Below are 21,598 nucleotides of genomic sequence, written 5' to 3' on the forward strand. Positions count from 1 at the left end.
GTGATTTGTTCCGGACCGGTGTTACCGTTGTCGCGGTCGCCGGAGGGGCTGGCGATCCAGACCACCGTGAAGGGGTGCAACGTGGCCAACATCAACGTCTCCTACCAGGAGCTCAACAGCAACGCCGACCGTCTGCTCGCAGGGCGTGACGAGATCAACGCGACCCTGTCGAAGCTGCAGGCACAGATCGCGTCGCTGACCCAGGCCGGGTTCCAGACGGACCGTTCCTCCGGTGCCTACAACGAGGCGTACAACCGCTTCACGAGCGGCGCGCAGAACACCATCGGCGGGCTCAACGACCTCGCGCAGTTCCTCCGCACGACCGCGCAGACGCTGGGCGACGTCGACCAGCAGCTCGCGTCGCGACTCGGGCGCTGATCGGGACGACCGGACCAGGGACGGCCGGCGCTGCAGGTGCCGGCCGTCTCCTCCGTTGGGGGTAGAGCATGTACGGGGAGATGGCACAGCTCCGGGCGAAGGCCCGTGCGCTGCGCGACGACGCCGACGGGCTGCGGTCACGAGCGAGCGCGCTCGTGGCGCAGGCCGACGGGCTGTCGTCGGCGGGGAAGGCCGCCGACGCCGTGCGTCGTCGCGTCCAGGAGTCGGGCACGGAGCTCGGCAAGAAGGCGCAGCTGCTCGACGAGGCAGCAGACGCACTCGATGCGCACGCCAAGGCAGTCGACGCCGTGAAGGCACAGATCGCGGAAGCCGAACGCATCGCACGTGACCTCTGGAACCAGGCCGCGCACCTGGCGGCGAACGTCGTGAACGCCGTCAAGGACGTCGCGTCGAACGCAGTCAACGGCTTCATGCAGGTGATCGGTGCCGCGGGCTCGGGGGAGCCCGACCACGTCCGTGTCTCCGTCCACGAGCTCGGTGGCCAGCAGGTCTCCGACGGCCAGGTCGCGAGCGCAAGGTCGTTCATCGCGCAGGTGCCGTCACCGCCGCCGTCCGGGTCGAAGGACTGGATCGACGTGCGCGGCGCCGCCATCCGGAACGGCGTCGGATGAGCGGGGCACCGGCGACCGACGTCATCGACTGGGACCTGACCGTCGACGAGCTACGCACCGTCCGTGAGCACCTGCCCGGTCTCGTCCTGCCGTCCTTCGTACCCTCGGGGGCGCAGGACCAGCAGGGCACGGGAGCGCTGGTCGAGCGCGGGGTGCTCACGCGACAGCCCGACGCTGACGCTGAGTCGTGGTCGGATGACCTCGACGCGCCGTTCCTGCTCACGCTCGCACTGCAGAACGCCGGCTCGATCGTCATCCAGGTGAGCGCCTGGGCCCCCGACACGACGTGGGCGCACTCGACCGTCATCGGGGGCGACGCTGCTTCGCACCTCACCGTGCAGGGCGCGCGGTCCGGCGACGGCAGCCGTGCGCACCTACGCGGGACGGTGCTCGACCAGGCGTGGTCGTCACTCGTCGAACTCATCCCGTCGCTCGAGGTCACCGACCCGGCCCGTGGGACGACGACGGTCAGCACGGTTGCCTCGCAAGCGTTGGTCGACGCCATCCAGCGCGGCGACGCCCGGGTGCTCGATGCCGTCGTCGAAGAACTGCACGTCCCGACCGATGCGGTCGGCCCGTTCCGTGGCCTGGCCGAGCCCGTGCAGCACGGCTTCCGTGTGAAGGCCTTCACCGCTGACCGTGGCCCGGTCTTCGTCGCGGACTGGTTCGGCACCCGCCGCGGATGGCTGCGGATGAGCGTCGGACTCGACGCGGAAGCGCGTGGCTCGGAGGTCACGCCCGAACTCCTCACCGATGCCGGCACGGTCACCGTGACGGCGCAGACGGACCAGGAGATCCGCACGGATCTGCTCGGGCTCGTCGCTGGACTCATCAGGGATCGAGATGTCTGACGGGATCAAGGTCGACTACGCGGAGATCGATCGCCTGACCACGGGGATCACTGCGCTCAACGCCTTCGCCGGCCCGCTCGTGCCGAAGGTCGGGGCGCTGTCGGTGGACGGGGACCTGCTGGCCTCGGCCATCCTCTCGCCCGGCACCGCACTCGCCGCCGAGGGTGCAGTGATGAGCGCTTCGGCGCAGCTCAGCGTGACGATCGTCTCCACCGAGGCGCTGGTGATCATCACGGCGTCGTTCTCGAAGGTGTACGAGGCGGCCGAGGCAGGGCTTGCTCTCACCGTCGCCGGCTTGCAGGTCGCAGCAGCTGCGACCTGGGCGACCACGACGGATGTCGCTGAGACGGTGGCGCTCGTCACCGGGACCGTCGTCTACGGCACGATCGCCCTCGGAGCGCTCGCCACCGAGGCTGTCAGGAGCGGCGTTGCACTCGACGTCCTGGGCATCGTCACGGTGTCCTTCAGCGAAGCAGCGCTCACCGCGCTGAGGACCGATGGCGACCTGACCCAGCGCACCGCGGTGTTCACCCTGGCGGCGGCTCGGTCCTTCAACAGGAACTTCTCCGCAGCTCTGCCGTGGATGAGTCCCGACATCGTCGCGATGGAGCAAGCCTGGTTGGGCGATCTCCGCACGACGAACACCTACGACGGCCTCCTCAGTACGTTGATCGGGGATGGTCGCCAGTTCGGCTTGTTCGAGGACGGTGTGCCGCGCTTCATCGACGGTGTCCTGTCCGACAGCCAAGTCGATGATCGGCGGCAGCGCGCTCTCGTCGATGGCATCCGTGAGACAGGTCAGCAGTTCACCACCGATGGGGCCGGGAACATCATCCCGACCGACGTCAGCTCGTTGCTCGCGAGTTCGGGTCAGATTGACCGGATGGGCCAAGAAGACTTCGCGAACGTCCGGGTGTTCAAGACGGTTGACGAGAACGGCGTCACTCGCTTCACAGTCCAGATCCCGAGCACACAGAGCTGGAATCCCGAGGCCGGCGACACCCCAAATGATCTGACCTCGGACGTGATTGCGATGCGTCACGGTGACCAGACCGCTCTTTCGCAGGCCGTCATCGAGGCTCTACGGAAGGCAGGGGTCAAGGACGAACCCGTGATGCTGACAGGCTTCAGCCTCGGCGGGATCACGGCTGGTGCGGTCGCCGCGGGTGACAGCGGATACAACATCCAGCAGGTGGTGACCGCTGGTTCCCCGATCGGTGCGATGGACATCCCGTCCGACGTGCACGTGACAGCCCTTGAGTCCACGGCTGATCCGATCGCGGCCTTGGACGGAACGCCGAATCCCAGAGATTGGACGACGCTTCGTGGGGATCCGCCGCTGAAGGCCAACGAACACGACGCGCCGACTGTCGCCACCGCACACGATGCGAATCGATACGCGGTCATGGCCAGCGGTGACCCCTCAGTGAATGACGACCCTGCAATCACGCAGTTTCTCGGAGGGAACGGGAAGACGACAACCGTGACGGATTACCAAGTGCAGAGGAGATCAGAGTGACAGGCGGAAGGGTGCGTACGGGCATCGTCGTCACGATGATGGCGGTCGTGGCGCTGTCTGGTTGCAGTGCACTCCGCACGGCTCCATCCAGCGCACCATCGGTTTCGCTGCAGGATCCCACGGGTGGGCAGTCGCTCGAAGAGGCGCGGAATCAGCTCTCCTCGATCGAGGGGCTGTCCGACGTCTCCATCGAAGAAGAGAAGACCGTGTCCGGGCTCAACGAACACCATGAAGTCTCGATCGCTGCGACGGTCGAGGATGCATCGGCGGCGCCCGCCTTCGTCGACCAACTCGCACAGCTCGGATGGTCCGTCAACGAAGCAGAACCCGACACGGGAGTGTTCATCCGTCTGAGGACGAGTCCGCAGCTCGCCATCGGAGATGTGGCAAAGGAACGGGGCTGGTCAGAAGCCGCCTACACGACTTCGACCGCCGAGTTGAAGCAGCTCGTCCTGCTCTCCCCGAACGAACTCAAGGAACGCTTCGGTCCTTGGCCAGGTGAAGCGCCCTGACAGCGCTTCGCTGGACAGCGCAGCAATCTTGACGAGCGAGCGCAGGAGAGCGAACGCCGGCGTGGGTCGGTGAAGTGCAACAATGCGGGACTGTTCGCCCGTGCAGCGCTCACCTCGTCCGATGCTGGCTCAACGGAGCATCGGTGAACAGTCGAGCGGGAGGGACAGGTACTCGATGCGCGCGCGGTCAAGGAGTACGAGGGCGATGATCGTTACTGCAATCGTCGTTGCCGGCGGTTTCTCGATCTCGCTGAGCGGCTGCTCTTCGTCGAGCGGTCTCAGCCCGCTCGCAGAGGGCGGATCTGTCATCGACATCGATTCAGGATCGCCGTGTTTCGCGCTGCCGGACGACTTCGATGTGCCTCGTGAGTACTGAGTTGACGAGAGCGGAGCAATCGGGCGATCTCGCTGACGAGCACCGTGGTCGACCCGCGACCCGGACGGCCAGCGGACGTTCCTCGAGGAGTACACCGCATGGCGGACGAGGTGTCCGAGCCTGGTCGATCGTTGCGGTATTGCTGTGTGGTGTGCTCGTCCTGCCGGGCTGTACGCCTGCTTCTGCTGCTCGGGGACAGACTCCTGAAGACGCGAAGGAGTACCTCCGGACGCTCCCGGGCATCGCCGCTGCTGAGGTCTCGGTCGAACAGAGCACCTCGGGGCTCGACGCGTCGAACTCGAACAGGGCATTGATCATCCTGACCCTGGAACCAGAATCCACGAACGAGACGATCACCGATTCGGAGATCGATGCGATCGTCCAGACGGGGTGGTCGGTGCACGCGAGCAGAGAACTCGCGAACGGTGTCGGTATCGGCGTGCGCGGCGCGCCCGACTTGAGCGTGGGGAAGCTCCTGCAGCGGTCCGGTTGGGTCGAGGAAGGAGCCGCCGTCCCCGGCAGGACGTCGGCGATCGTCCCGGCGAGTCTCCTGCGGGAGCGCCTGGGCGAGTGGCCCGCTGCTGCACCGACGGCGATGCAGTGCAGGATGAGCTCGTGTGGAGGCTGATCGCGGCGGGCGTCCTGCTGTCGCTCATCCCTGCGCTCAGCGGGTGCTCGGCGTCTGGCCCGGACGCTGAAGTGGCTGCATCGCGCGAAGCGGTTGCTGCCGAGATCAACGCCCTGCCCAACGTGTCGACTGCAACGGTCGACGAGGAGAAGACCACGGACGGGCTCTCCGCGCACCACCGTATCGCCGTCGACATCTCGGCACCCGACGCGGGGCGCTCGGAGGAGGACGTCGCCGAGCTGATCGACGCGGTCCTTCCCTTGGCCTGGTCCACGCGCGGGCACGAACCCGACGCAGGCGTCGTCCTGCGGATCAGAACGGAGCCGCAACTCGAGATCGGACGGATCGCGCAGGACTCCGGCTGGCGGGACGTCGGGTTCCCGTCGACCCCTGCGCTCGTCGAGAAGATCGGGTACCAGGCGAGCTTCGGACGCCGAACGCTCGACCAGCAGATCGGCACCTGGCCCGTCGACGCAGAAACCACACCGGGCGAGGGCTCGCAGACCAGGGGACAACCAGGGCCAGGCACACCGCAGTGATCGGGAGCATCGTCGAACCATGACGACGAACAGCCTCCCCGGTGGCACCTACGACCTCGGCGACCTCGAGGTCACCCGCTTCGGCTACGGCGCGATGCAGCTCGCCGGCCCGCACGTCTTCGGCCCGCCGGCCGATCGTGACGAGGCCGTCCGCGTGCTGCGCACGGCGGTCGAGCTCGGCATCACCCACATCGACACCGCGGACTTCTACGGCCCGCACGTCACGAACGAGATCATCCGCGAAGCCCTGCACCCGTACCCGGAGCAGGTCCACATCGTCACCAAGGTCGGTTCGCGCCGGAACGACAAGGGGCAGTGGCCGCCGGCGCGGAAGCCCGAGCAGCTCGTCGAGGACGTGCACGCGAACCTCGAGCGGCTCGGTCTCGAGCAGCTCGACGTCGTGAACCTCCGTGTCGGCGGGTTCGACGCCCCGGAGTCGGGCAGCATCGCACCGCAGTTCGAGGCACTCGCCGAACTGCAGCAGCAGGGCAAGATCCGCCACCTCGGACTGTCGACCGTGACGGGCGCGCAGCTCGTCGAGGCCCTCCGGATCGCGCCCGTGGTCTGCGTGCAGAACATGTACAACGTGGCGCAGCGGGGCGACGACGACCTCGTCGACCTCACGGCGGCCGAGGGCATCGCCTACGTGCCGTACTTCCCGCTCGGCGGATTCTCGCCCATCCAGTCCGAGGCGCTCGACACCGTCGCGCAGCGGTTGGGGGAGTCGCGCCTGTCGGTCGCCCTCGCATGGCTGCTCCAGCGCTCGGACAACATCCTGCTCATCCCGGGTACGTCATCCGTGGAGCACCTGCGGCAGAACGTCGAGGGCGCGGGCATCACGCTGCCGGCGGACGCGATCCGCGAGCTGGACGCGATCGGCGCGGCCTGACCCGAGCGGCGCATGCGGGCGGAGCCGACGCTGGAGTCGGCACGCACCGTCGCCTGCACAACCGATAGCACGTCGCACCACGGGAATCCCTGGCACGACGTGCTTCCGGTTGTGCGGGAGCACCCCGCACCCCGCACCCCGCACCCCGCACCCCGCGCCACCGGACGGACCACGGACACGGTCTGCCGGACCCCGCCGGCGTCAGGCCACGGTCGCGAGCGCGAACGGCAGCACGGCCGACGCCCCCGCACGCCGGAGCTCCCGCCCGGCGACGGTGACCGTCCACCGGCTGTCCACCAGGTCGTCGACGAGCAGCACCGGCCCCTGGTGCGACGCCAACGCCGCAGCCAGCTCCGGGTCCACCACGAAGGTGTCCCACACCCCGGCCAGCCGGTAGGCGCTGTTCGTCGCACCGTCTCCGCGGGGCTCCCCGCCGCTCCGTCCGAGGGTCCCGAGGAACTGCAGCCGCCCGATGGACGACAGCGCCTGCGCCAACGACCCGACGAGCTCCGGCCGCGACCGCGACGACATCGCCACGACGCCGGTCGGCCGTTCGGCCCAGGGCCAGTCCTTGAGGGCTCGAATGCACCCGTCGACCAGCTCGCGGGACACGGGTCCGTCCGGAGTGGTGGCCGAGAACAGCGCGCGGAGCGGCCCGCCCCAGCCGAGATCGGTGAGCCGGGCGACGGCGCGGCCCGGTTCGACGAGCTCGCCGGCCGGGATCCTGCCCTTCACGGGCACGCCGAGCGAGGCCATGCCGGACGGCCACTGCGCGCGCGGCGCGATCTCGACGCCGACCCGGTCGAGCGCGGCAGCCGCACCGGAGGTGTCCGACTCCGAGATCGACGTCGGGTACCAGACACCGGCACAGTTGTCGCAGCGCCCGCAGGGCTCAGCGGACGGGTCGTCCAGGTCCTGCTGCAACAGCTGCATGCGGCACGCCGAGGTGGACTCGTACGCGAGCATCGACGCGGCCTCGGCCTCGCGGGCGGCGGCGACCCGCTCGTAGCGGGCGGCGTCGTACTGCCACGGCTGCCCGGTCGAGACCCAGCCGCCGGCGACACGGTGCACGGCGCCGTCGACGTCGAGCACCTTGAGCAGGAGCTCGAGTGTCGATCGCTTGATGTCGACGAGGCCCTCGAGCGCGACGGTCGACATCGCCGTGTCGGTGGAGAGCGCGCCGAGGACGGCGGAGGCGCGGGCCTCGGTCGGCATCGACGCACTCGCGAAGTACTGCCAGATCTCGCGATCCTCGCGTCCGGGCAGGAGCAGCACGTCGGCGTTGTCGGTCGCACGCCCGGCGCGGCCGATCTGCTGGTAGTAGGCGACGGGCGACGAGGGAGCGCCGACGTGCACGACGAACCCGAGGTCCGGCTTGTCGAAGCCCATCCCGAGCGCACTCGTCGCGACGAGCGCCTTGAGCTCGTTGCCCTTGAGCTGCTGCTCGAGCTGCTCGCGTTCCTCGGTGTCGGTCCGCCCGGTGTAGGCGCGGACGGCGTACCCGTTCTCGCGCAGGAGTCGGGCGATGTCCTCGGCCCCGGACACGGTCAGCGTGTAGATGATGCCGCTGCCGGGCAGGTCGCCGAGGTGCGCGAGCAGCCACCCGAGGCGCTGTCGGGCGTCCGGCAGCGTCAGGACGCCGAGCCGGAGCGACGCCCGCGCCAGGGAACCGCGGATCGTGAAGACGGGAGCGTCCGGGCCCGCGGTGAGCTGCTCCGCGACGTCCTCGACCACGCGCTCGTTCGCGGTCGCCGTGGTCGCGAGCACGGGGACACCCTGGGGGAGTGAGCGGATGAGCTCGGCGAGCCGGCGGTAGTCGGGGCGGAAGTCGTGTCCCCAGTCGGAGATGCAGTGCGCTTCGTCGACGACGAGCATGCCCATCCGGGCGATCAGCGTCGGCAGCTGCTCGTCGCGGAATCGCGGGTTGTTGAGGCGCTCGGGGGAGACGAGGAGCACGTCGACCTCGTCACGCGCGAGGGCCGCCTGCGTGTCCGCCCACTCGTGCGCGTTCGCCGAGTTGATCGACACCGCGCGGACGCCGGCCCGCGCGGCCGCTGCGACCTGGTCGCGCATGAGGGCGAGCAGCGGCGAGACGAGCACGGTCGGGCCGCCGCCACGTCGCCGCAGCAGCAGGGTCGCGAGGAAGTACACGGCCGACTTGCCCCACCCGGTGCGCTGCACCACGAGGGCACGCTGCCGGTGTTCGACGAGCGCCGAGATGGCCTCGAGCTGCCCGGGGTGGAAGACCGCGTCCGGTCGCCCGGTCAGGGCGGCCAGGGCCTCCTGTGCCTCCGCAGCGATCTCGGCGGACGGCGGAGCCGCCGCAGGAGCAGGTGAGCCGACGGACGAACCGACACCGAGACCAGACATGACCCCATGCTGTCAGCACCCGCCGACGCACCGTGCCCCGGCCCTCCAGGCTGTGGACACCACGACGGGACGCGACGAGACGCGACCCGCTACTGGTACGTGATGAGCGACGGCGTCGGCTGCACGTCGGCCATCGTCTGCTGCGGCGACAGCATCGGCGTGTCCTCGTCGTAGAAGTTCTTCCAGCCCCAGTGCACGCCCTCCGGGGCGCCCTGGTGCAGCGCCTTCCAGGTCGCCTGCTTGTCGGGCTGCGAGCCCTGCCCGTCCACGTGGATGAGGACGTCGAGCTCCGGGTGCGACGCGAGCGACGACCGGTCCTGGATCATCGACAGCCGGAACTGGTGCAGCACGAACGCCTTCGGCGGCAGGCCCTTCGACCGCACCAGGTCGGCGAGCCACGACGAGACCTCGTTCACCTCGGACGCCGAGACGCTGCCGATCTGCTGCAGGGGCACCTGGTCGGCGGTCAGTCGCCACTCCGGGTCGAGTGCGAGCCAGACGTTCGGCTTCGCGAGCAGCGACTCGTACCGCTTCGCCTGCGACAGGAAGTCGGACCGCCCCGGCTGCAGGTCGAGGATGACCGGCATCCCGGCGTCGCTCGCCGCGTCGACGTAGGGCTCCAGCGTCGACGCCGGCAGCTCGGTCGAGTAGTCGCCGTCGGCCCCGGCGTCCCCGGCGGCGACGGTCGCGATGACCTCCATCGCGGGCGTCACCGGCTCGTCGCCGAGCCCGTCGTACTCCTTCGCCGTCCCCTCGGCGCGGCGCACGGTCGCCGCCGGGTCCTGCTCGCCCAGCACCCCGAGCACCGGCGCGCCGGGAGCGCCGTACAACGCCACGTAGCGGTGTCCGTCGAAGGGTCGCTGCCCGCCGTGCGGCAGCTGCCAACCGCTCTCCGCCGCCCGGACCGTCCACTGCGGGTCCGGCAGGTCGCCGAACGCCGAGCCGACCAGCACGGTCGGGTGCTCCGCGCGGTCGTGGAGGGCCGACACGACGTCCGGGGCGGCAGCCGGGTCGGTCACGCCGTCCGGCATCGCGACCACACGGGCGCCGGCAGCCTCCGCCGTGGCCACGGCTGCGGCCTCCGACCGACGGTCGGACACGACCACGGTCGCCGGACGGGAGGCATCGCTCGCCTCGGGCACGTCGCCCCGCTCCGGCGCGTCCTGCTCCGGGACGTCGGTGTCGACCACCACGCTGCCCTCGGCCTGGTACCAGTCGGCCCCGAGCCGGCGGAGCTCGGCTGCCACCCGGTCACCGTCGCCACCCGCGTCGGCGGACGGTGTCGACGAGGGCGCGCCGCCGTCGTCCGTCAGCAGCAGTGGGACGTGCGCCGCACGCGCGGCGCTCGCTGCGTCGCGCACCGCGCCCGCGTCGGAGGCCGACGCCACGACCGCACCGGGAGCCGACGCGAACAGCGCTCGGCTCGCGGCGACGGAGCGCGCCGACGGGTCCTGCTGGGCCACGACGTCCACCGAGTCGGCGGACGTCCGTGCCAGCTGCGCGACCGTCGGCGCGTCGTCGTGGGAGGTGCAACCGGCAGCGCCGAGCAGGAGCCCGGCGACCGACAGCGCGAGCAGGGTACGGGTGGGACGAGCGCAACGCATCCGAGCCACCCTACGAGGGACCGTCACGACACCCTGTGAGCGCAACAGGTGTCGTCTCGTAGACAGGGTGCATGCCATCCGCGCCGGACGACCACCCGACGATCGGGGCGGTGGTGGCCCCCGAGGTGCACTGCGCCACCCTCAACGTCAGACGTCGGGTGCCGCACGCGCCCGGTCACGCCGACGCGTGGGAACGTCGCCGCGACGCCGTCGTCGCGCTCGTCGCCAGCGAGCAGCCGACGGTGCTGGCCGTCCAGGAGGCACTGCCCGCCCAGACCGCGGACCTCACGGCCCGTCTCGGCTCGCGATGGGAGCCCGTGGTCGTCGGTCGCGGTGCGCGCGGCGGTGGCGAGGCGGTCGGCCTGTTCCTCGACCGGGAGCGCCTCGACGTCGTCGAGCGGCGCACGTGGGCGCTGTCCCGGACGCCGTCGCGCCCGGGCTCACGGTCCTGGGCGACGGCCTTCCCGCGGCACGCCGTCGGTGCCGTCGTCGCGGACCGCACCACCGGGCAGGAGTTCACCGCGATCGCGACGCACCTCGACGTCGCCTCGTCCTGGGCACGGCTGCGCGGCGCGCAGCTGCTCGGGCGCATCGTCCGCGAGCGCGGACTGCCGGCCGTCGTGATGGCCGACTGGAACTGCCCGGCCGGATCGGCGCCCTGGCGAGCACTGGCCGAAGCGGGGGTCGTCGACAGCTGGGGGCGAGCCTCCCGGCAGGTGGGGGAGGCCTACGGGACGTACCCGCACTACCGGGAGCCGCGTGTCGGCGGCCGCCGGATCGACGGGGTGCTCGTGACCGAGGACGCCGTCGTCGACCGGGTCGCGGTGAACGTGCGCCGACCGGGCGGTGTCTGGCCGTCCGACCACGCGGCCGTGCACGCCGTCGTGCGGTGGACCTCGTGATGCGGTCGCTCGGGCTGACCTTCCTGCGCCGGCGGTTCCTGCCGGCCGACGTGGTGCGGGTCCTGACGCTCCTCAGCATCCCCGTGGCCACGATCGGCTGGGGGAGCACGTCGTTCGCGGTGATGTCGCTCGCGTTGTTCGGGGTGGTCCTGCCGCGGATGCTCGGACTCCGACCGGCGTTCGACCTGGCGGTCTGCGTGCTGGTGCTCGTCGCCGGCTGGTCGAGCGCGCTCGAGTGGTACACGTCGGTGTTCCTCTGGGACAAGCTGATCCACGTCGTCCTGACCGGACTGCTCGCGGCGCTGCTCGCGGTGATCGCCGCGGACCTCCGGCTCGTGCCGCACGCCCCGGACGCCGGGCGCGTGACCGTGTCGCTCCTGGTGTTCACCCTCGGACTCGCGATCGGGTCCGTGTGGGAGATGTGCGAGTGGCTCGGGCACAACTACGTCGACTCGGCGATCTACGTCGGGTACGACGACACGATCGGCGACCTGGCCGCGGACGGGCTCGGCGGGCTGCTCGTGGGGCTCGCGCTGCCGTGGCTGGCGGCCGAGCGGGACGTGGTGCGGCAGCCAGCGCGCTCGCCGCGGGGCTGACGGCCCGGCCCGGCCGATCGCGCCGGTAGGGGTGGCGACGCGCCGTGGCGCGAGCAGGGCCCCGCGTCCGCTATGCTTGACGGGCTGCTCGCGCTCCGGTCGGACGCGGGTGGTGGAACGCCGGAGACGGGGTTCCGAGCCTCTCGAGGCTCACGGGCTGTGGCGCAGCTTGGTAGCGCACTTGACTGGGGGTCAAGGGGTCGCAGGTTCAAATCCTGTCAGCCCGACCGAAGGAAGCATGGCGGAGGGGTCGTCGCGAAGACATGGCGAGTATTCGTCGCGCGGGCCTGCTCGATGCGCTCGTCTTGAAGTCGCGACCATTGCACGGGATCACGGTGCGGGAGTCGCCAGTCCTCGCGCCTGGACGTGTCGATCTGAAACGATTCACCGTGGTCACCGGTTTGCACGGAGCCGGCAAGTCGTACCTGCTTGCCGTCATTCGTGAGGCGTTGCCGCGGTGGCAGAGTGGCTGGGCTCTTCCGCCCGTCAGCCGCTGGGACGCCACAGACTTCGTCGGGTCGTATTCCTTGACAGTCCGGCCTGCTGACGGCGCACGCACTTCAGTTGCACCTGTCAAATTTCCTCTTGACCGCGTGAAACACGTTCGGCAGTATTCTCGCGCTTTGCGTAATCTCACTGTCACCGAAGTCAGCTCGGACGTCGTGATGGGATCGCTCATCACGGCGGCTCAGGATTACTACTTCGAGGCGTCAGAGGCTCGAGACGTCATGCGGGCTCACGGCTCGCAAGCCCTCGGGAAACGCGACCTCGAAGCCCTCGGGCGCATCACGGGCCATCGTTACGAGGAGTTGGCGATCGCCATCGCTGACGCCCAAGGCGAGCGTCTCCCGTTGTTCCACGGCAGAAGGGACGGCAGGGACTTCACAACCTTCACGATGAGCCGAGGCGAGTACTCCGCGGCGTACACGCTCTGGTTGCTCCGACAAGCGGAGGCGAACGAGGTCGTGCTGATCGATGAGCCGGAGACCTTCCTGGCCGGTCCGGCGCACGTCCCGCTGATCGAGGAGATCGGGCGTCTTGCCGCCAGTAATGCTTGTCAAGTGATCGTCGCGACACACTCGACGCAGATCATCGAGCACGTTCCGGCCGAGGCGCTCCGACTTGTCCTCGCAACGGGCGGCGGGGCGATCGTGACTGAAGACGTCGATGCGCCGACCATCCTCCGTACGTTGAAGAGACCGTCCAGCGGCGTGACAGCTGTCGTCTTCGTGGAAGACGAACTCGCCGCTCGTCTGGTACGAGCGATCATCGATCGTTTTGCGGCGCATGTGCGCTCGAGCGTCGACGTCGTGGAGGCCGGCGGGGAAGCGGCTGCGAAGGCGGCAGCCAGGACGTTGGGGAATTCAAGGAGGCTGCGCGCGACCGTCGTCCTCGATGCCGACATGCGGAGAGCGTCTCCCGATGCAGCGGAGTACTACCTGCCAGGCGCCGCAGCTCCAGAAGTCGAACTCCTCAGGATGCTCCAAGAGCAACCCGACCAGTTGGCGACCATGTTGGATGTCCGTACCTCCGGCGTTGCGATGGCGTGCGCAGCAGCCGCCCTCGGGGATCATCACAGGGCGTTCGGCAACATCGCTTCTGCTGTGGGGGTGTCCGAGGAACGACTCCTCGACGCAGCCATCTCGATCTGGCTCGAGCGCTTGCGGGAAGACCCAGCGCTCGTGGATCTGGTCGAGATGATCACGTCCCTCCCGACGACGTGAGGTGCCTCGTGACCGCCGAGACTCTGTGGGTTCTCGGCCGCTCCTGCTCGCAGGCTCCTCGTCACGGATGTCCGGCATCACGGCGGCGGCGCGACGGCAGCACTGCTGGCGCCTGAGTAGGAACCGGCAGCGCATCTCGCTGCGTTACGCTCCCGCCATGCTCTGGGGGAGACGACGAACGCTGACCGCCGCCTTGACGGCCACCACGCTGACGGCGGTCCTGCTGGTCAGCGGCTGCTCGGCGAACGTCGACGCCGGAACCGCGGGCGCTGCCCGAGCTGAGCACGAGCTGTCCGAGCTCCGCGGTGTGCGGTCGGTCAGCGGTTCGGGCACGAACAACCTGCCGTTCGCGGGGACGGTCCAGGTCACCGTGACCACCGACGACGACCTGTCCGACGCCGACCTGCGACGGGTGACCCACGAGGTCGGACGGTGGATGCACGACGCCACCACCGCGGGGACGACCTACAGCGCCTCGGTGGAGGCCGACGGGTTCCACTTCTCGGTCGAGGGGCGCGCGGCCGAGAACGACCAGCTGCTCGCCGTCGTCGACCGGCTCCGGGGCGACGACCGTTGGCTCGGCGGGAAGGTCACGGCTCCGGCCGGCTCCGGCACCCGGCCGGGCTCGGTCGGAGTGGACGTCCGGGAGAGCGCCGACCTGGTGCGCGGATGGGGAGCGGTGCGCGAGGCTGCCGACGCCTCAGGGTGGCGGTCCCCGACGCTCACCGCATCCCACTGGTCGACGCCGCCGACGGACCGCTTGCCGTCCGACGAAGCAGACCTCCAGATCTCCGACCGGATCGCCGGGTCTGACGACAGCACCGGGACCGACGACACCGTCGGCGACCCGACGCCGGAGATCACCGCGTACGAGCGTGTGCTCGCCGCGCACGAGGTGACGCGGGCCTCCGTCACACCGGGTCGGCTCCTCCTGCACACGAAGGACCTCGCCGATGTGGGGGACGCGACCGCGATCGCTCAGCAAGCAGCGCCGGCCGCGCAGGTCATCGTGGACGGCGGCATCGTGACGAAGGACGAGCCAAGGGGCGACGACGACCTGCCCGACGCCGCCGACTACGCCGAGGCGGACCGCCTCGCGGCGGTCGCCACCCGGCCGGACGTCACCGCGGTGTCGCTCACGCCGACCGTGGTCGACGTGACGGTCGACGACCCGGACCAGGTCCTGGCGACCGCGACGGCGCTCGCCGCTGCTGCTCCGGCCGCTCCGGTGGAGTCGATCCGAATCGGCCCGCAGGAAGTCACTGATGGTGCCGACGATGCTGCTGACCGGGACGATGCAGGCGATGCGGATCGCCTGTCGGTGAACGGGTCCCCGGCGCTGCTGGGCACATCGATCCAGGTCGGCACGACGCTCCGGGGCTTCCTCCCCGCGTCCTCGGACCAGTTCGGCAGTGACCGGTCCGTGTCGGCGACCCTGCCTGGCTCGGATCAGGTGCCGGCGTTCGTCGAGGCCCTTCGACCGGTGCTGCCGGACGGCACCGGACTGCACGTCCGTCTCGCCGACCGCGGTACCGGCAGCATCACGGACCTGACCCTGCACGACGGGGAGCTGACGGCCGTGCCGCTCCGCGAGGGCGAGGTGCGGGGCGGCGACCGTACCGACCTGGAGCGCGCCTTACAGGACGCCTGGAACGGCTGAACCGGACAGCTGTTCGGGGGCCGCTCCCTGGACGGAGGCATGCCGTCGTGAGTCAGTCCTCCGCTACCCGCCCGTCCCGCACGGCCCGCACGACGTGCACGACGTGCACGACCGCGATCACGACGATCACCGTGGCGACGACGCCGGCGATCCACGATCCCGTCACGCCGAGCACGGGTCCGCTCGTGCACCGGCTCGTACCCGCACCCGGCGCCGCATCCGCACACGAGCTCACCCGCGTGACGGCGAGGAACAGTGCCGGCACGGCCGTGACGAGTGCCAGCACGACCCACGCGATCGCTCGGTCCACTCTCCGCCGCGCAGGCGCTACTGTCAGCACGTGGGGACCAGGGGCATCTACGTCGAGACCGTCATCGATGCGGACCTCGACCGCGTGTGGGCCGCGACGCAGGACCCCGAGCAGCACGTGCGCTGGGACGTCCGGTTCTCGGAGATCGTGCCCGAGGGCGCGGAGGACGGGGCACCGACGCACTTCCGCTACGTCCGACGCTCGCCGCTGCACGACGTGCACGGCACCGGTGTGAGCATCGGGGAACGCCGCCGCCCGGACGGTTCGCGCACGTCGGCGCTGCGCTTCGGGACCGCCGACCGCCTCTCGCCGATCCGCGCGGGCCGGGGCTACTGGCGCTACGTCCCGACCGACGACGGGCGCACGCGGTTCGTCACCGGCTACGACTACGACGGCGGATGGGGGCCGCTGGACGTGGTCGTCCGGCCGCTCCTCGGCTGGGCGACCGCGTGGAGCTTCGACCGCCTCCGGATCTGGCTCGAGGGCGGACCCGCACCGGAGGCGTGGCCGCTCACCTCGGTCCTGCAGCCCTGGCGCCGGGACCGGCCACGAGCCTCCAGGACGCTGCGGGCACCCGCAGGCAGCGCCCGACGCACGGACCACCTGCACGATGCGCCGGCGACGCTGGCGACGCTGCCCGACCCGAGGAACGACCGATGACGTCCGTGTTCGAGGAGGCGCTCGGCGCCGACTTCCAGCGACTCCACCCGATGATGCGACGACGCTTCGGAGTCGGCCTCGACGCCGGCGAGGCCTGCACCGGACGTGGCGTCATGTCGTCGATCCGACGCGGCCCGTGGTGGACCGTCCCCTTCCTGCAGATCGGACGGCTCCGGAACATCCTGGTTCCCGACGTCGGGGAGGACGTGCCGTTCACGATCGAGAACCACCCGTACCGCGACGAGCTCGGCCGCGAGACGGTGACGTTCGTGCGGACGTACGAGACCAAGCCCGGTCGCACGGCGCGCTTCGACGCGACGATGGTGCTCGTCGACGGCAGGGTGCTCGACTACCTCGGCACGCACCAGCACCTGGCGGTCGACCTCGACCTGGCGGTGGACGAGCGGGGCGGGCTCGTGCTGACGTCCGACGCGCAGCGGTTCCACGAGGGGCCGGTCTCGTTCCGGTTCCCGATGCTCCTGAGCGGTCGCGCCACCCTGCACGAGTGGTGGTCGGAGGACGACCAGGCGTTCCACGTCGACCTCGAGGTGCACAACCGCGTGTTCGGCTTCCTGTTCGGGTACCGCGGGACGTTCACGTGCGAGTGGACCCCCGCCACCCACGCACCGGACCGGTTGAAGCCGGTCCGCACCGAAGCGCGGACCTGAGACCGCCGGGCGTCAGTCCGTCGCCGCTCGCCCGGAACGGACGGCCCGCACGACCTGGACGACCGCGATCGCGACGACCACGACGGCGACCGCACCGGCGGCCCACGACCCGGCGACCCCGAGCACGGGTCCGCTCGTGCACCGGCTCGTGCCCGCACCCGGCGCCGCATCGGCGCACGAGCTCACCCGCGTGACGGCGAGGAGCAGTGCCGGCACGGCCGTGACGAGTGCCAGCACGACCCACGCGATCGCTCGGTCCACAGCGTGCTCCGTCCGCTCCCGTGGTCAGGTGCGACCAGGCTCGCACGCACCGGGGTGACGGGCCGTCTCGATCCCGCAACGATGGTCGCCGAGCGTGGGCGCCCGGCGGACCGCCACCGGCCGCCGGACGGGAGGCGCGTGGCGGCGTCGTCCCGCGCCTCCCGTCCGCCACGGGTTGCGTTTCCCGGACGTGCGCGCGCCGTCCAGGCGTTCTCCCGGTTCCGTGACCTACTGTCGCCGGAAGCGCGGATGCGTGAACTCTCCGGATCGGTCGAAGGATCGCTCACCACAGAAGGTCGGTCCTCGATGACGACCACCCCGCTCGCCCCCGGTTACACCCGGACCCGACCCGGTCCGGGCAGCCGCAACGGTACGTCCACCTACTCCGCGCTCCTGGCGCAGGTGAAGGAGAACGGCCTGCTCCGTCGGCGCACCGGTTTCTACTGGTCCCTGTTCGGCAGCCTGGTCGCAGGTCTCGCGCTGGCCTGGGTGGCGTTCGCGTTCCTCGGTGACTCGTGGTTCCAGCTGATCGTCGCGGGAGCGCTCGGGGTCATCTTCACGCAGTTCGCGTTCCTGTCGCACGAGGCCGCGCACCGTCAGGTGTTCGCGTCGCAGAAGTGGAACGACCACGCGGGCCGGTGGCTCGGCACGTTCATGGTCGGCCTGAGCTACTCGTGGTGGATGAACAAGCACACCCGCCACCACGGCAACCCGAACACCGTCGGGAAGGACCCCGACATCGCGCCCGACGGCATCCGCTTCCTGCCCGAGGACGCCGCCGAGGCGAAGGGCCCGCTGATGCGGACCTTCCTGCGCTTCCAGGGCTGGCTGTTCTTCCCGCTGCTCACGCTCGAGGGGCTGAACCTGCACCGCTACGCCGTGACGTCGATCGTGACGGGCACCGGGTCGAAGGCCGACGCACGGCACCGTTGGCTCGAGGGCAGCATGCTCGTCGCCCGGTTCGGCATCTACCTGACGGTCGTGTTCTGGTTCCTGCCGTTCGGCATGGCGTGCGCGTTCCTCGGTGTGCAGCTCGCCGTGTTCGGCGTGATGATGGGCGCCTCGTTCGCCCCGAACCACAAGGGCATGCCGACCATCGCGCACGGCGCCAAGGTCGACTTCTTCTCCCGACAGGTCCGGACCTCGCGGAACATCCGCGGTGGCTGGTGGGTGTCGTTCCTGATGGGTGGCCTGAACTACCAGGTCGAGCACCACCTGTTCCCGTCGATGCCGCGACCGGCGCTGAAGCAGGCCCGCCTGCTGGTCCGCGACCACTGCGAGACGCTCGACGTGCCGTACACCGAGACGACGCTGCTGCGGTCGTACGGCATCGTCGTCCGCTACCTGAACCGGGTCGGTCTCGCCGCACGCGACCCATTCGCCTGCCCGATGGTCGCCGAGCTCCGCATCCACTGACGCGGTCCTCCGCGCCGGCGGGCTGCGGGACCTCGCAGGTCTGCGCGGGTTGCCGCACAGCCCCCACTGCGGAGCGCACCCCCGGGGTACCGTCGGGCGACCACAGTCCGCGCGCACGGTGAAGGGGGTCTCGTGACCACGGCGACCGACACGACGGCGACGACCGACAGGACGACGACGCGGCAGCCGACGGTGGACCTCGGAGCGGCGGCGCCGCCGCACGCGGGGACGGAGCCGTCCGTCCTCGACGGTCTGGCCGTCGTCGCCGACCGCGACCCGCATGCCCTCGCCCTGGTCGACGAGCACGGCGAGACCACCCACGGTGCCCTCGACCGCACCGCCCGCGCCCTCGGCCTGCTCCTGGACGCACAGCTCACCCCCGACGACCACACCGGCCGCGGGGTCGACGTCGAGCAGGGCCGTGCACCCGTCCCCGTCGGCGCGATGGTCGCGCACGGTGCCGGGTCGGTCGTCGCCCTCCTCGGACTCCTGCACGCGGGCCGTGTCGTCGTCGCGCTCGACCCGTCCCTCCCCGGGGCCCGGCTGCAGCACGTGGTGGCGCTCGCCGGCATCGTGGACGTCGTCGCGGACGCGGAGCACGCCGACCGCGCCGCGGCCCTCGTCCCCGAGCAGGGCCGGGTGCTGTCCCTCGACGACCTGCTCGGAGACGCTCGGACCGCCGCCGCGACCGAGGGCGACCTCGCCGTCGTCCCGGGAGCCCGGGAACGCGGTGGTCGCGACCCGGCGGTCGTCGTCTTCACGTCGGGGTCGACCGGGGTGCCGAAGGGCGTCACGATGACCCACCGGCAGCTCGTCGTCGACAGCGTCGCCCAACGGGAGGCCTTCCGGCTCGTCCCGACGGACCGCGTGGCCTCGGTGCTCCCGCACGGGTTCGCCGCCGGGCTGACGCTCGTGCTGTCGGCCCTGCACGCCGGTGCCTCCGTGCACGTCGCCGATCCGCGTCGCACCGGCGTCGACCGCCTCGTCACCTGGGTCCGCGACGCACGCCTGACGACACTGCACACCACCCCGCACCTGCTGCGGTCGATCACCGGCGCCCTCGACCCCTCCGACGACCGGTTGCGTGCGCTCCGCGTCATCGCCACCCTCGGCGAGGCGGTGACGGGCACGGACGTCACGGCGCTGCGGCCGCTGCTCGGCCCCGGCGCGTCGTTCTGCAACCAGACCGGGTCGAGCGAGACCGCCGTGTACGCCGTGCACGAGATCCGCGCGGAGGACCCGGTGCCCGAGCGCAGCGTGCCCGCCGGCAGGATCGTCACGGGCAAGCGCATCGAGGTCCGCCGACCCGACGGCTCCGTGGCCGACGTCGGCGAGAGCGGTGCGGTCGTCTGCGTCTCCGACGCCATGACGAGCGGGTACTGGGGCGCGCCGGACGCGACCGCAGACCGGGCGGGCACCGCCGCGGACGGCACGCCGACGTGGACGGTCGGTGACCTCGGACGCTTCGACGACCAGGGCCGGCTCACCCTGCTCGGCCGCGCCGACGACGCGGCGAAGGTGCGCGGGCACCTGGTCGAGCCGAGCGAGGTCGAGGCGGCGCTCCGCACCGTCGACGCGGTGCAGGAAGCGGCGGTCGTCGCGGTGCAGGCCCCACCCGCGCCGACCCGGCTCGTCGCCTACGTCGTGAGCCGCCCGGGTCGCCGCTCGCCGTCACCGGCCGCGATCCGCAGGGCCCTCCGCGACCTGCTGCCCGACCACATGGTGCCGACCGCGATCGTCCCGGTGACGACGCTGCCCCGGAACGAGCGCGGCAAGGTCGACCGGACCCGCCTGCCCGAGGCACCCGCGCTCAGCACCACGGTGGGCGGAGACGGCGCGGCGTTCGGCGAGGACACCTACGACCAGTGGCAGCTCGCGGTCGGGCAGATCTGGGCCGAGGTGCTCGGGCTGCCCGCCGTCGGGCCGCTCGAGCTGCCGGCGGTCGGGCTCGACAACGACTTCTCCGCACTCGGTGGCGACTCGCTCTCGGCGGAGGAGATGCTCGCCGCCGTCTCCGACCGGCTCGGCGTGGACGTCCCCTCGTCGGAACTCCTCCGGCACCCGACGCTGCGCAGCTTCACCGCGCGGATCCGCCTCGGCGCCGCCGCGGTCCCCGGTCACCCGGACGTCGTGACGCTGACGGCGCGTGCACCGGGCGACGCCGACCCCCTGTTCTGCGTCGCGGGTGCCGGAGCCCTGGCACTGACGTTCGTCCCGCTCGCCCGTCACCTGGGTGACCGTCCGGTGTTCGCCTTCCAGCAGCACGGTCTGGAGCGGCGCTCGGTGCCGGACTGGAGCATCCCGGCCATGGCCCGCCGCTACATCGAGCTCCTGCGGGTCGTACAGCCCTCCGGCCCGTACACCCTCGTCGGGCACTCGTTCGGTGGCCTCGTCGCCCTGGAGATGGCCTCGGTGCTCGCCGGTGCCGGTCACGAGGTCGCCCGGGTCGTCCTGCTCGACACCCACCTGCCCGAGCAGGCCTCCGAGCGGGCCGACACCGTCGAGTTCGGGCAGCTCGACCTCGGCCGGCCGGCAGCGCGTCCGGTGCCCGGCGTGCTCCGGCGGCTCGCCGTGCGCACGAGTGCGCTCCGCAGTCGCTCCGCCACCCCGTTCGCGCGCATCGGCCGCCGGGCTCGGGGCGTCGGCGCCGGGGTGGTCCGCTGGCAGGGCCAGCGCCACTTCCGGGCCTTCTTCGACCAGGCGCTCCTCGTGTCCCGCCGGTGGGAGCCGCGCCCGTACGCGGGCCCCGTCACGCTCGTCGTCGCCGACGGCAACGACTCCGGTCCGGCCCGGTGGGCGCGGTACCTCCGGGGACCGGTGGACGCGGTGCGCGTGCACGCCGAGCACAGCTCGGTGCTGCGGGAACCACACGTCGCCGAGGTGGCGGCGCTCGTTGCCCGGCAGAGCGGGACGCCCTGAGCGAGCGCGGACGGACGGACGGGAGGCGCGGCACCGGACCGGTGTCGCGCCTCCCGTCCGTCGTCGACGTGCGTCTTCCGACCGGAGCGCACCGACACTGTCCGGTTGCGCACCACAACGAGCACTCCGGTGGCAGATCGGGGTACAGGAACGGCCCTCGAAGTCCGTTTCCTGGGGAAATGCC

General features: G+C 71.1%; 21 protein-coding genes and 1 tRNA gene. 18 read left to right on the forward strand and 4 right to left on the reverse strand.

The window, feature by feature from the left end; all coding sequences use genetic code 11:
* Positions 1-81 precede the first annotated feature (81 nt).
* The 9 genes from NI26_RS05470 to NI26_RS05510 all read left to right on the forward strand — a co-directional run bounded on the left by NI26_RS05470 (position 82) and on the right by NI26_RS05510 (position 6,324).
* Positions 82-378: a WXG100 family type VII secretion target gene (locus tag NI26_RS05470; RefSeq protein WP_058728075.1), complete on the forward strand. Its 297-nt coding sequence runs from the start codon at positions 82-84 to the stop codon at positions 376-378.
* A gap of 80 nt (positions 379-458) precedes the next feature.
* The gene (locus NI26_RS05475) at positions 459-1,010 is read left to right on the forward strand and encodes a hypothetical protein (RefSeq protein ID WP_144411262.1); all 552 of its coding nucleotides are present in this window, start codon (positions 459-461) and stop codon (positions 1,008-1,010) included.
* A complete protein-coding gene (locus NI26_RS05480; protein ID WP_066653352.1) occupies positions 1,007-1,861 on the forward strand; it encodes a hypothetical protein in 855 nt (284 codons plus the stop codon). The genes NI26_RS05475 and NI26_RS05480 overlap by 4 nt, the downstream gene beginning before the upstream one ends.
* Positions 1,854-3,380, forward strand: coding sequence for a hypothetical protein (locus tag NI26_RS05485; protein WP_066653361.1), 1,527 nt, complete (start codon positions 1,854-1,856; stop codon positions 3,378-3,380). The genes NI26_RS05480 and NI26_RS05485 overlap by 8 nt, the downstream gene beginning before the upstream one ends.
* A gap of 11 nt (positions 3,381-3,391) precedes the next feature.
* Positions 3,392-3,892, forward strand: coding sequence for a hypothetical protein (locus tag NI26_RS05490; RefSeq protein ID WP_066653364.1), 501 nt, complete (start codon positions 3,392-3,394; stop codon positions 3,890-3,892).
* Positions 3,893-4,097: 205 nt separating this feature from the next.
* Positions 4,098-4,268: a hypothetical protein gene (locus NI26_RS16805; protein ID WP_158407737.1), complete on the forward strand. Its 171-nt coding sequence runs from the start codon at positions 4,098-4,100 to the stop codon at positions 4,266-4,268.
* A 151-nt stretch (positions 4,269-4,419) separates the two neighbouring features.
* Positions 4,420-4,896 carry a hypothetical protein gene (locus NI26_RS05500; RefSeq protein ID WP_066653374.1) on the forward strand — a complete coding sequence of 159 codons (477 nt, stop codon included), beginning with the start codon at positions 4,420-4,422 and terminating at the stop codon, positions 4,894-4,896.
* Positions 4,839-5,435 (forward strand): hypothetical protein, encoded by a 597-nt coding sequence (locus NI26_RS05505; RefSeq protein ID WP_144411263.1) that lies wholly within the window; start codon positions 4,839-4,841, stop codon positions 5,433-5,435. The genes NI26_RS05500 and NI26_RS05505 overlap by 58 nt, the downstream gene beginning before the upstream one ends.
* A gap of 19 nt (positions 5,436-5,454) precedes the next feature.
* Complete coding sequence (locus NI26_RS05510) at positions 5,455-6,324, forward strand: oxidoreductase (RefSeq protein ID WP_066653379.1); 870 nt, start codon at positions 5,455-5,457, stop codon at positions 6,322-6,324.
* A 201-nt stretch (positions 6,325-6,525) separates the two neighbouring features.
* Here the strand turns inward: NI26_RS05510 and NI26_RS05515 are convergent, their stop codons facing one another.
* Complete coding sequence (locus tag NI26_RS05515) at positions 6,526-8,694, reverse strand: RecQ family ATP-dependent DNA helicase (RefSeq protein WP_235426528.1); 2,169 nt, start codon at positions 8,692-8,694, stop codon at positions 6,526-6,528.
* Between the two features lie 89 nt (positions 8,695-8,783).
* Positions 8,784-10,298, reverse strand: coding sequence for a hypothetical protein (locus NI26_RS05520; RefSeq protein WP_066653382.1), 1,515 nt, complete (start codon positions 10,296-10,298; stop codon positions 8,784-8,786).
* A 71-nt stretch (positions 10,299-10,369) separates the two neighbouring features.
* Here NI26_RS05520 and NI26_RS05525 point away from each other — a divergent pair, with 71 nt between their 5' ends.
* The 5 genes from NI26_RS05525 to NI26_RS05545 all read left to right on the forward strand — a co-directional run bounded on the left by NI26_RS05525 (position 10,370) and on the right by NI26_RS05545 (position 15,180).
* Positions 10,370-11,200 carry an endonuclease/exonuclease/phosphatase family protein gene (locus tag NI26_RS05525; RefSeq protein ID WP_066653384.1) on the forward strand — a complete coding sequence of 277 codons (831 nt, stop codon included), beginning with the start codon at positions 10,370-10,372 and terminating at the stop codon, positions 11,198-11,200.
* Positions 11,188-11,796, forward strand: coding sequence for a hypothetical protein (locus NI26_RS05530; protein ID WP_066653386.1), 609 nt, complete (start codon positions 11,188-11,190; stop codon positions 11,794-11,796). Before NI26_RS05525 ends, NI26_RS05530 begins: the two co-directional genes overlap by 13 nt.
* 153 nt (positions 11,797-11,949) lie before the next feature.
* A tRNA-Pro gene (locus NI26_RS05535) sits at positions 11,950-12,023 on the forward strand.
* Between the two features lie 438 nt (positions 12,024-12,461).
* Complete coding sequence (locus NI26_RS05540) at positions 12,462-13,520, forward strand: AAA family ATPase (protein WP_158407738.1); 1,059 nt, start codon at positions 12,462-12,464, stop codon at positions 13,518-13,520.
* A 193-nt stretch (positions 13,521-13,713) separates the two neighbouring features.
* Positions 13,714-15,180, forward strand: coding sequence for a hypothetical protein (locus tag NI26_RS05545; RefSeq protein WP_066653391.1), 1,467 nt, complete (start codon positions 13,714-13,716; stop codon positions 15,178-15,180).
* Positions 15,181-15,232: 52 nt separating this feature from the next.
* On the opposite strand, the gene NI26_RS05550 is transcribed toward NI26_RS05545, so the two are convergent.
* Positions 15,233-15,490, reverse strand: coding sequence for a hypothetical protein (locus NI26_RS05550; RefSeq protein WP_066653393.1), 258 nt, complete (start codon positions 15,488-15,490; stop codon positions 15,233-15,235).
* A 30-nt stretch (positions 15,491-15,520) separates the two neighbouring features.
* Between NI26_RS05550 and NI26_RS05555 the strand changes: the two genes are divergently transcribed.
* Together NI26_RS05555 and NI26_RS05560 are read left to right on the forward strand one after the other, a co-directional pair.
* Positions 15,521-16,150 (forward strand): SRPBCC family protein, encoded by a 630-nt coding sequence (locus tag NI26_RS05555; RefSeq protein ID WP_081984765.1) that lies wholly within the window; start codon positions 15,521-15,523, stop codon positions 16,148-16,150.
* The gene (locus NI26_RS05560; protein WP_066653396.1) at positions 16,147-16,818 is read left to right on the forward strand and encodes a DUF4166 domain-containing protein; all 672 of its coding nucleotides are present in this window, start codon (positions 16,147-16,149) and stop codon (positions 16,816-16,818) included. Before NI26_RS05555 ends, NI26_RS05560 begins: the two co-directional genes overlap by 4 nt.
* Positions 16,819-16,830: 12 nt before the next feature.
* On the opposite strand, the gene NI26_RS05565 is transcribed toward NI26_RS05560, so the two are convergent.
* Positions 16,831-17,079 carry a hypothetical protein gene (locus NI26_RS05565; RefSeq protein ID WP_066653399.1) on the reverse strand — a complete coding sequence of 83 codons (249 nt, stop codon included), beginning with the start codon at positions 17,077-17,079 and terminating at the stop codon, positions 16,831-16,833.
* Positions 17,080-17,385: 306 nt separating this feature from the next.
* On the opposite strand from NI26_RS05565, the gene NI26_RS05570 reads away from it, so the two are divergent.
* On the forward strand, positions 17,386-18,495 hold the full coding sequence (locus tag NI26_RS05570) for a fatty acid desaturase family protein (protein WP_066653401.1): 1,110 nt from the start codon (positions 17,386-17,388) through the stop codon (positions 18,493-18,495).
* A 132-nt stretch (positions 18,496-18,627) separates the two neighbouring features.
* Positions 18,628-21,414 (forward strand): alpha/beta fold hydrolase, encoded by a 2,787-nt coding sequence (locus NI26_RS05575; RefSeq protein ID WP_066653403.1) that lies wholly within the window; start codon positions 18,628-18,630, stop codon positions 21,412-21,414.
* Positions 21,415-21,598: the final 184 nt, after the last annotated feature.

Source organism: Curtobacterium sp. MR_MD2014 (assembly GCF_000772085.1).
Taxonomy (GTDB): Bacteria; Actinomycetota; Actinomycetes; order Actinomycetales; family Microbacteriaceae; genus Curtobacterium.

Excerpts from the sequence above, each read along its gene's own strand:
- NI26_RS05515 (WP_235426528.1), bottom strand. The coding sequence starts at position 8,694 with ATGTCTGGTCTCGGTGTCGGTTCGTCCGTCGGCTCACCTGCTCCTGCG.
- NI26_RS05525 (WP_066653384.1), top strand. The coding sequence starts at position 10,370 with ATGCCATCCGCGCCGGACGACCACCCGACGATCGGGGCGGTGGTGGCC.
- NI26_RS05485 (WP_066653361.1), top strand. The coding sequence starts at position 1,854 with ATGTCTGACGGGATCAAGGTCGACTACGCGGAGATCGATCGCCTGACC.
- NI26_RS05540 (WP_158407738.1), top strand. The coding sequence starts at position 12,462 with ATGGGATCGCTCATCACGGCGGCTCAGGATTACTACTTCGAGGCGTCA.
- NI26_RS05510 (WP_066653379.1), top strand. The coding sequence starts at position 5,455 with ATGACGACGAACAGCCTCCCCGGTGGCACCTACGACCTCGGCGACCTC.
- NI26_RS16805 (WP_158407737.1), top strand. The coding sequence starts at position 4,098 with ATGATCGTTACTGCAATCGTCGTTGCCGGCGGTTTCTCGATCTCGCTG.
- NI26_RS05570 (WP_066653401.1), top strand. The coding sequence starts at position 17,386 with ATGACGACCACCCCGCTCGCCCCCGGTTACACCCGGACCCGACCCGGT.
- NI26_RS05480 (WP_066653352.1), top strand. The coding sequence starts at position 1,007 with ATGAGCGGGGCACCGGCGACCGACGTCATCGACTGGGACCTGACCGTC.
- NI26_RS05475 (WP_144411262.1), top strand. The coding sequence starts at position 459 with ATGGCACAGCTCCGGGCGAAGGCCCGTGCGCTGCGCGACGACGCCGAC.
- NI26_RS05520 (WP_066653382.1), bottom strand. The coding sequence starts at position 10,298 with ATGCGTTGCGCTCGTCCCACCCGTACCCTGCTCGCGCTGTCGGTCGCC.
- NI26_RS05560 (WP_066653396.1), top strand. The coding sequence starts at position 16,147 with ATGACGTCCGTGTTCGAGGAGGCGCTCGGCGCCGACTTCCAGCGACTC.